We start from the raw sequence: 568 nt of genomic DNA, 5'->3' as shown, positions 1-568 counted from the left end.
CCTCGGGGCCGGTGGTCCAGGCGATCCGCGACGGCGCGATGGCGAGCGGCGTCGGGTTCGACTACCTGCTCGCGACGGCCCGGCGGGAATCCGCCCTCGATCCGGCGGCCAAGGCCGGGACCTCCTCGGCCACCGGCCTGTTCCAGTTCATCGAGCAGACCTGGCTCGGGGTGATGAAGAATGCCGGGCCGAAACTCGGCCTCCAGGCGCAGGCGGACGCCATAACCCGGCAATCCGACGGCACCTACGCGGTCCCGGATGCCGAGCAGCGCCAGGCGATCCTCGACCTGCGGCGCGATCCGAAGATCTCCGCGACGCTCGCCGGCGCCCTGACCCAGCAGAATTCCGATGCCCTCGCGTCGGCGCTCGGGCGCGACCCGACTGCGGGTGACCTCTACGCCGCACATGTCCTGGGCGCGAAGGGCGCAGCCGCCCTGATCTCCACCGCCCGCGCCTTCCCGGCCCGGGCCGCAGCCCTCGACCTGCCGGAGGCGGCCGCGGCCAACCGAACGCTGTTCTACGACCGGGCCGGCCGGCCGCGCAGCGCCGCCGAACTCTACGCCAGCCT

General features: G+C 73.6%; 1 pseudogene. It reads left to right on the top strand.

The annotated features are described in order from the left end of the window. Positions 1-568: pseudogene (locus FV228_RS32200) on the top strand (lytic transglycosylase domain-containing protein); the annotation flags it as partial.

Origin of the sequence: Methylobacterium sp. WL18, assembly GCF_008040015.1 — a bacterium.
Taxonomy (GTDB): Bacteria; Pseudomonadota; Alphaproteobacteria; order Rhizobiales; family Beijerinckiaceae; genus Methylobacterium; species Methylobacterium mesophilicum.
This window is presented reverse-complemented; position numbering and strand designations above follow the sequence as displayed.